Here is an 8,467-nt window from a genome sequence, read left to right on the forward strand (position 1 = left end):
TGCGGGTGCCGGAGCAGCCGTTCGCATCCGTGGTCTTCACCGTGAAGGTGGCGGAAGCCGTCGTCGCCGGCGTGCCGCTGATCACCCCGCCGCTGCTCAGCGTCGCCCATGTCGGCAACGAGCCGCTGGCCAGCGTGTAGGTGTAGGGGGCCGCACCGCCGGAGGTCGTCAGCGTCTGGGAATACGCCGTGCCCACCGTCGGGACATTCAGCGTCGTGGGGGAGAGCGTCACCACCGGGCAGATCTGCAGGGTGAAGGTCTTCGTGCCGGCGCAGGCATTCACACTGTCCGTGGCGGAGAGCGTCACGCTCACGCCGCCCGCATTGCCCGTGGTCGGCGTGCCGCTCAGCACCCCGCCGCTGCTCAGCGTCAGGCCCGCAGGCAGCGTGCCGCCCGTCACAGACCAGGTGTAGTTGGATGAACCGCCGCTCGCGCTCAGCGTCTGCGAATACGCGCTGCCCACCGTGCCCGCTGGCAGCGTGGCCGTGGTGATGGTGATCGCAGGGCAGCCCATCGCAAACGTCATCGCCTGCGTCCCCTGGCAGCCGTTGGCATCCGTGGCGCGGATGGTCACGTTGCCGCTCGTCTGGCTGCTCGGCGTACCGCTCACCACACCTGTCGAAGGATTGAGCGTCAGCCCCGCTGGCAGCGAGCCGCTGACCACCGCATACGTGTAGGCAGAGGTGCCGCCGGAGGCCGTCAGCGCCTGCGAATACGCCACCCCCACCGTGCCCGTGGCAGGCGTCGTGGGCGCGATGGAAATCACCGGGCAGATCTGCAGCGTCACCGCCTGCGTGCCCTGGCAGCCGTTGGCATCGCTCACCCGGAAGGTCACCGTCGTCGCCGGACTGGCGGAAGCCGTGGGCGTACCGCTGATCACCCCCGTGCTCGCGTTCAGCGTCAGCCCCGCCGGCAAGGCGCCGCCCGTCACCGTCCATGAGCTGTAAGGCGCGATGCCCCCGCTCGCCGCGAGTGTCTGTGAGTAGGCCGTGCCCACCGTCCCCGCTGGCAGTGCCGCAGGCGTGATCGAGATCGCCGGGCACACCGGCGTCAGCGTGTAGGCCAGCGTGGCCGCGCAGCCGTTCGCATCCGTGGCGCGCAGCGTAAAGATTGCCGTCGTCGTGCTGGTGGGCGTGCCGCTCAGCACACCTGCGGAGGTCAGCGAAGCCCAGCCTGGCAGCGTGCCGCTGGCCAGCGTGTAGGTGTAGGGCGCGGTGCCGCCGCTCGCCGTGATCGTCTGCGAATAGGAGGTGCCCACCGTCGCCGTCGGCAGCGTGCTCGGCGTGAAGGAGATCACCGGGCAGATCTGCAGCGTGATGGCACGCGTGCCCTGGCAGCCGTTCGCATCATTCACACGCACCGTCACAGACGTCGCGGGGCTGGCGGAGGCCGTCGGCGTGCCGCTGATCACACCCGTGCTCGCGTTCAGCGTCAGGCCCGCTGGCAGCGTGCCCGCCGTCACCGTCCATGCGCTGTAGGGGGCCACGCCGCCCGTCGCGCTCAGTGTCTGCGAGTAGGAGCTGCCCACCGTACCCGTGGCCAGCGCCGCAGGCGTGATCGTCACCGTCGGGCACACCGGCGTCAGTGTGCAGGAGAGCGTGCTGGAGCAGCCGTTCGCATCCGTCACCCGCACCGTGAAGGTGGCCGGGGTGGTGCTGTTCGGCGTGCCGCTGATGACGCCGGCGCTGCTCAGCGTCGCCCAGGCAGGCAGCGTGCCGCTGGCCAGCGTGTAAGTGTAGGAGGCCGCGCCGCCGGAGGCGCTCAGCGCCTGCGAGTACGCCGTGCCCACCGTCGGCGTCGGCAGGATCGCGGGCGTCACCGAAATCTGCGGGCAGATTTGCAGCGTCACCACCTGCGTGCCCTGGCAGCCGTAGGCGTCATTGACACGCACCGTCACGGAGGTGGCAGGGCTGGCGGAGGCCGTCGGCGTGCCGCTGATCACACCCGTGCTCGCGTTCAGCGTCAGTCCTGCTGGCAGTGTGCCGCTGGTCACCGTCCAGGAAGTGTAGGCCGCAGTGCCGCCGCTGGCGCTCAGGGTCTGCGAATACGCGCTGCCCACAGTGCCCGCAGGCAGCGCGCTGGGGGAGATGCTGATCGTCGGGCACACAGGCGTGACCGTGTAGGACTGCGTTTTCGCGCAGCCGGCGGCATCCGTGGCGCGTGCGCTGAAGGTCGCCGCAGCGGAGCTCGTGGGCAGGCCGCTGATAGTGCCGTTGCTCGTGCTCAGAGACAGACCCGCAGGCAGAGAGCCGCTGGTCAGCGACCATGTGTAAGGCGAAATGCCGCCCGTCGCATTCAGCGTCTGGGTAAAGCTCGTGCCCACCTTCGGCGTGTCCAGCGTCGCAGGCGCCACATTCACCGCAGGGCACGTCGGAGTCATGCTGATCGCCAGCGTGCCGGTGCAGCCCTTCGCATCCGTGGCGCGCAGCGTGAAGCTCGTCGCGCTGGAGCTCGTCACCGTGCCGGAGATCACCCCTGTGCTCGCATTCAGTGTCAGTCCCGCAGGCAGCGCCCCGGTGGCCACCGCATAGGTGTAGGGGCCGTTGCCGCCGCTGGCGGTCACCGTCTGCGAATACGCCGTGCCCACCGTCGGCGTCGGCAGCGTGCCCGGCGTCAGCGTGATGCTGCTGCACGTCACATTCAGCAGGTAGTCCTCCACCTCGCCCGGGCCGCTCGCGCCCGCCGGGCCCGGATTCGTCACGGCCGTGAGGCGGAAGCGCGCCCCCAGGCTGCCCACCGCAGCGCTCGCAGGCACATTGAAAGTGTAGGTCCCGCTGACGTTGTTGGTCCCGTCGGGAATCACCACGTTGTTGATGATCTGGTCGCCGCTGTCTGTCAGCGAGCCGTTGTTGCCAAAATCCACCCAGCCGTTCAGGAAAGCCGGCGCACCGGAGGTGTTCGTGACCTTCACGGTCACACTCACTCCCGTGGCACCCTGCACCACGCTGGCGGGCAGCGTCACACCGTCTTCGTCATCCAGCCACGAAACATCGTCCGCATTTGCCGCCGTGTTAAACGCCGCAGGAATGTCATAGTCGATCAGCGAACCCATCAGCAGCGAGCTGAACACCGTATCACGCGCCACCGGGAAGAGGGAGTAGTCGCCAAAGTCATCCAGCACCTGGGTGAACTCATACCTCATCGCACCGCCGGAGATCGCATTCGCGGCCATGCTCGAAGTCATCGACGTTGCCACCGCCGTGGTTTTGTCCACCTTGTACAGCGTCGTGCCCGCCTGCGCGTACAGCGTGCCGTAGCCGTCGGTCGAAAGCCCGAACACATCCATGATCGCCGTGCCGCTTGGATTTTTGATCTGCCCCACCAGCTGCGTCGCCGTGCCTCCTTCCGGCACCTTGTACAAATAAAACGTCGTGAAGCCGCTGCCCGCCGCCGTGTAGTACAGCTCGTTGCCGATCCACGCCAGGTCGCCCGCGCTGTTCAGCGCCTGCCCGTTCGGCGCCGTGGCCGGGGAGGTGAAGGCCATCGTCAGCGGCGTCGTCGTGCTGGTGCTCAGCGCAGACAGGTTGAAAGTGTAGATGTCTCCGTCGCTGACACTGCTGATGTAGGGCTTCCCTGCCGAGTCAAACACCAGGCCGTTGAAGCTGTTGCTGGTCGTAAAGCTCCCCAGCCTCGTCAGAGCCCCCGTGCTCGGGTTGATCTGGTAGATGTTGTTGAAGTCGATGCCGTACAATATCCCCGAAGGCGACCACGCCAGGTCCGTGAGGTACCGCGAGCTCGAATCCTTCGTCTGCCCCACCAGCGTCTTCTGCCCCGTGGACACATCATACGTCTCCAGGTAGCCCGTGCTGCCATTTCCGGAGCTCACATACAGCAGGCTGGAGTAGCTCGTGCCGGACGCCACCGTCATCAGATACGACTCCGAAGCTGTGCAGCCGTACGCATCGGTCACCTGGATCGTGAAGCTCGAAGTCCCCTTCGCCGTCGTCGTCCCGCTCAGCACCCCGGCGCTGCTCAGGGAGAGCCCCGCAGGCAGCGTGCCCGACGCCACAGACCACGTCAGCGGCCCGTTTGTGGAGCCCGAAGTCGCCGTCGCCACCATCGTCACATTCACCGCCGTGGACAGATCCCACGACCCCATCGCAAACGGAGAGATCACATAGCTCGTGCACACCGGCGCCAGCGTGTAGCTGCGCGTGCTCGTGCACCCGTTCGCATCCACCGCGCGCACCGTGAAGGTCTGGCTGTTCCCGGAGGTCGGCGTGCCCGTCAGCGCCCCGTCGGAGCTCAGCGCGAGCCCATCCGGCAGCGTCCCGCTGCTCACACTGAAGGAGTAAGGGCCTGAGCCCCCGCTGGCGCTGATCGTCTGCGAATACGCCGTGCCCACCGTCGCCGTGCCCAGCGTCGTAGGCCCCAGGGTGATGGACGGGCAGATCTGCACCAGGTAGTCTTCCACCTCGCCATTCCCACTCAGCCCGGTGGAGCCCGGAGAGCTGTTGGACGTCAGTCGCACACGCAGCCCCACATTCCCCAGCGTCGCCCCGGCAGGCACCGTAAACGTGACCGTACGGTTCGAGTTCGACGTGCCCGTGGCGATCGTCGTGTTCGTCGCGATCTGCTCGCCCGAGTCCGTGAGCAACCCGTTCTTGTTGTAGTCGATCCACGCATTCAGATAGACCGTGGAGCCGCTCGTGTTCGTCACGTTCACGATGATGCTGTTGGACGTGCCCGTCACCAGGCTGGCCGGCAGCGTCACGGCATCCTCGTCATCGCTGCCCGTGATGTCGTCCCCCGTGGCCTGTGAATTTGCCGTGATGCTCGTTTCACTGTCCGTCGTCGCACCGAGCCTGATCGTGCTCACCGTGGTGCTGCTCGCGCTGCTGAAAAGGCTGTAATCGCTATAATCCGTCGCGGCCAGCGCAGCCACCGCCGAGATCACAAACAGGGACAATCCAGCCGTCAGCGAGCGCTGGCCACGGGCACAACGCCTCCTGAACCACGCAGCAGCGCGGTTGATAGCGACAGCCGACTCACCTGCTTCTTTAGAAGCATCTGGCTGAATGCTGTATCCCGTAGGAAGACCCATGTATTTTTTGTGAATAAGGGCAGTCTAATCATACGTTTTATAATTTCAATAGAAAGAACTAGGTTATTTAACTTTTCCTAAATTATTCAGTTTCCGCCCCTGAAATCCGCAAAAAAGGCTCACTCCGGGGCTCGACACTCCCTTCGATCCCCTCTATTCTCAGCGCCCCTCTCAAAAAAGTGGCAAACATGAGCAAAAAAATCGTCCTCGCATACTCCGGCGGCCTCGACACCTCCGTCCTTCTCTCCTGGATCAAGGAAACCTACAACGCCGAAGTGATCGCCTTCTGCGCCAACGTCGGTCAGGACGACGAACTCAAAGGCCTCAACGCCAAGGCCAAAAAGACCGGCGCCTCCAAGATCTACATCGACGACCTCCAGGAAGAATTCGCCGCCGACTTCATCTACCCGATGATCCAGGCCGGAGCCATCTACGAAGGCGAGTACTTCCTCGGCACCAGCATCGCCCGCCCCCTCATCGCCAAGCGCATGGTCGAGATCGCCAAGGCCGAAAAGGCCGGCTTCATCGCCCACGGCGCCACCGGCAAAGGCAACGACCAGGTGCGCTTTGAGCTCACCGCCGCCGCCCTGGCCCCCGAGATCGAAATCATCGCCCCCTGGCGCGACGAGCGCTTCCGCACCCAGTTTCCCGGCCGTGCCGAAATGATCGCCTACTGCGAAGAGAAGAAGATCCCCGTGCAGGCCAGCGCCAAGAAGCCCTTCTCCATGGACCGCAACCTCCTGCACATCAGCTACGAGGCAGGCATCCTGGAAGACCCCTGGTTTGACGCCAGCGATCCTAAGTACAAAGGCTACTTCAACACCCTCTCCGTCTTCCCCGAAGACGCCCCGGACAAGGCCGAGACCGTCATCCTCGAATTCGAAAAGGGCAACTGCATCGCCGTCAACGGCAAGCTCCTCTCCCCCCTCGGCGTCATGAAGATGCTCAACAAGCTGGGCGGCAAGCACGGCGTCGGCCGCGTGGACATGGTGGAAAACCGCTTCGTCGGCATGAAGAGCCGCGGCGTGTATGAAACCCCCGGCGGCAGCATCCTGCACTTCGCTCATCGCCAGATCGAAAGCCTCACCATGGACCGCGAAGTCATGCACCTGCGTGACAGCCTCATTCCGAAGTACGCCACCCTCGTGTACAATGGCTTCTGGTACGCCCCCGAGCGTCTCGCGCTGCAGGCCCTCGTCACCGAGAGCCAGAAGAAAGTCAGCGGCACCGTCCGCGTGAAGCTCTACAAAGGCAACATCATCCCCGCCGGCCGCAAGAGCGTCTTCAGCCTCTACAACCCGCAGATTGCCACCATGGAAGCCGACCCCACGAAGGCCTACAACCAGGACGACGCCACCGGCTTCATCCGCCTCAACGGCCTCCGCCTCAAGACGGGAGCGATCCGGGACCGGAAGAAGTAAGCAAGCTTCGCGAGTTTCGACTCAGCTCAATTCCCCTCATCAACACGCCGAAGAGCATCCCTCTTCGGCGTTGTTGTTTATCAAAGCTTACCGTCTAAAACAGTCAGGCTTGCAGCTCAAAGAAACACCGCATCTAAAATGGTTTATCCTCATTTAAAGTTCGATCTGGCAGAAGCCAAAGAGCAGCCCATCTTTGATCTCTGTGAAGCCGTTTGGAGTGCGGTTGCCAATGCATGTGGCCAAACCAAATATGGCGCCGATGTAGAACCTTATGTGTATCTGCTTCCTGAACCATGGCGCATTGCATATGCAGTTCATGATTTGGAGGGCTATGTACTTGGCGGCGGCTTCATCTCCTACTTCGACACACACACCAAGCTGCTGCATCAAGAAGCATTGAACGGGTTCAGTCTTATCGGCGCAAAAAAACACCATGAAATCGTGCGGCAGGCGTTCGAGATGCAAGATGATGAAGAAGCACTTAGGGAACTCGACAGCCTGTTTTACGACTACTCAATGGATGACCCAAGGCAGCTCTTGGCCCGATACATCATTGACCATTTTGCTGCTTATCGTAATCCGAAACAAAACCGACTGACATGGATTTGGCGCACAGTGAAACTCGAGCTTCTCAAGCTGAAAAAGCAGGCTTAGCCCCAATGAAACGTCATAAATGATGCCTGGCGCCCAACACTGCCTGACATTTTATCGCCAATGGACAAACCCATGTCATCCTTATAGAATAGAAGATGATATGGCTCTTGGATGACAATCACCGTTTTTGCTTGGCTTGTGCCGCAATCGACAAAGTAGATTCTACAACTTTGGTATGCGACGAATGCGGTTCCAAACAAGATCCAGTTCAATACAATTCTCTATACTCGTTTGGAGCGGACTGCGTGGAGTACGGGCAGCTATACCGAGAAATGTATGAACGGGATAAAGCTAATGGAAATGCCTCTTCAAGATATTCACTCCCCCCGTTTGACCAATTACTAATCTTTGCTGGAGTTTCGGCCATATCCGGAATAATTGGCAATCTCGCATATGATACGATAAAGGCCGCCATTCAGAAAATTGTTAAGTCCGCCAAAAAAGATGACTCTAAACAAAATGATCTCTTTTCGATTCAATTCCTTCGAAAAGAACAAAACATTGATGTGTTTATAGATAATATAAATCTATATCTACAAGGGCTTCCAGGGGTGGATCCGGCAGTTAAAGCAGCCATCGCAGAGGAACAGATAGTTCACGAAATGCAACGAATGGCCGCGTTGCGAAAAAAGCCATTAGCAACCGAAGAACTACTGGATCCTGTACTAATGCAGAAAGCTTTTAAAAAAGCGATAATCAGCCTCAACAAAAGGCGTGCAATCCGCCCAACCAAAAAGCAATTTAAGCAAGTACTGTCTCTGTTGAAGAATCTGAATTCACACCAAGATTGATTGAGAGGTCAGGTACGAATGGAACACAATTACGCGGCGGCACGGTAATGGACCACGAACGGGGAATTTTCTTGAATATCTGGCGGGATGAGGTAAGCAGTTGATAGACTTGGGCCGTTTCTTCTCGACCTTGAAGATGAGGAAGACGATGCTTGGCATTATTGCACTCCCCAACCACGGAAGCCGACCCCACCAGGCCTACAAACAGACGCCACCGGCGCCATACGGGATCGGAAGAAGTAAGACCAACTTACGTCTAGCCCCTCACCTTCCAAAACGCCGAAGAGGCCCCCGTCTTCGGCGCTTGCTTTTTGCCCCTCCCGCGCGCCAGCCTCCCACTCAACTACTGCGCTCAAACCATTAGGAACCAAATCCTTAACCGGGACGTTACCAAATAATGCCTGGCATTTTATCCGCAAGATCAGCTTGGTGCAGATTGAAACCCAAAGTGCACCTGGGCTGGTTTTTGGAATTAGATGGGTTTGAGCAGGAAAGGCAAGAGGGAATGAGGTGATTGAAAGCCGAGTGTTTTGCGTGGTCGGAAGTTAAGTTGGTTT

The 8,467-nt window shown here is 60.8% G+C and carries 4 protein-coding genes (1 of these 4 only partly in view); 3 read left to right on the forward strand and 1 reads right to left on the reverse strand.

The features are described 5' to 3' along the window. A protein-coding gene (locus ACFQDI_RS23005) for a putative Ig domain-containing protein (RefSeq protein WP_377171420.1) crosses the window boundary here: on the reverse strand, window positions 1–5,044 show its 5' portion. It extends 25,544 nt beyond the left edge of the window; the window shows 5,044 of its 30,588 coding nt (coding positions 1–5,044); it begins with the start codon at window positions 5,042–5,044; its stop codon lies beyond the left edge, outside the window. Window positions 5,045–5,232: 188 nt separating this feature from the next. Between ACFQDI_RS23005 and ACFQDI_RS23010 the strand changes: the two genes are divergently transcribed. The 3 genes from ACFQDI_RS23010 to ACFQDI_RS23020 all read left to right on the forward strand — a co-directional run bounded on the left by ACFQDI_RS23010 (window position 5,233) and on the right by ACFQDI_RS23020 (window position 7,910). Further along, a complete protein-coding gene (locus ACFQDI_RS23010; RefSeq protein WP_377171422.1) occupies window positions 5,233–6,465 on the forward strand; it encodes an argininosuccinate synthase in 1,233 nt (410 codons plus the stop codon). Window positions 6,466–6,603: 138 nt separating this feature from the next. Beyond that, window positions 6,604–7,119: a DMP19 family protein gene (locus tag ACFQDI_RS23015; protein WP_377171424.1), complete on the forward strand. Its 516-nt coding sequence runs from the start codon at window positions 6,604–6,606 to the stop codon at window positions 7,117–7,119. Between the two features lie 95 nt (window positions 7,120–7,214). Continuing rightward, window positions 7,215–7,910, forward strand: coding sequence for a hypothetical protein (locus tag ACFQDI_RS23020; protein WP_377171426.1), 696 nt, complete (start codon window positions 7,215–7,217; stop codon window positions 7,908–7,910). Window positions 7,911–8,467: the final 557 nt, after the last annotated feature.

Source organism: Prosthecobacter fluviatilis, assembly GCF_042655725.1.
Taxonomy (GTDB): domain Bacteria; phylum Verrucomicrobiota; class Verrucomicrobiia; order Verrucomicrobiales; family Verrucomicrobiaceae; genus Prosthecobacter; species Prosthecobacter fluviatilis.

Excerpts from the sequence above, each read along its gene's own strand:
- ACFQDI_RS23010 (WP_377171422.1), top strand. The coding sequence starts at position 5,233 with ATGAGCAAAAAAATCGTCCTCGCATACTCCGGCGGCCTCGACACCTCC.
- ACFQDI_RS23015 (WP_377171424.1), top strand. The coding sequence starts at position 6,604 with ATGGTTTATCCTCATTTAAAGTTCGATCTGGCAGAAGCCAAAGAGCAG.
- ACFQDI_RS23020 (WP_377171426.1), top strand. The coding sequence starts at position 7,215 with ATGATATGGCTCTTGGATGACAATCACCGTTTTTGCTTGGCTTGTGCC.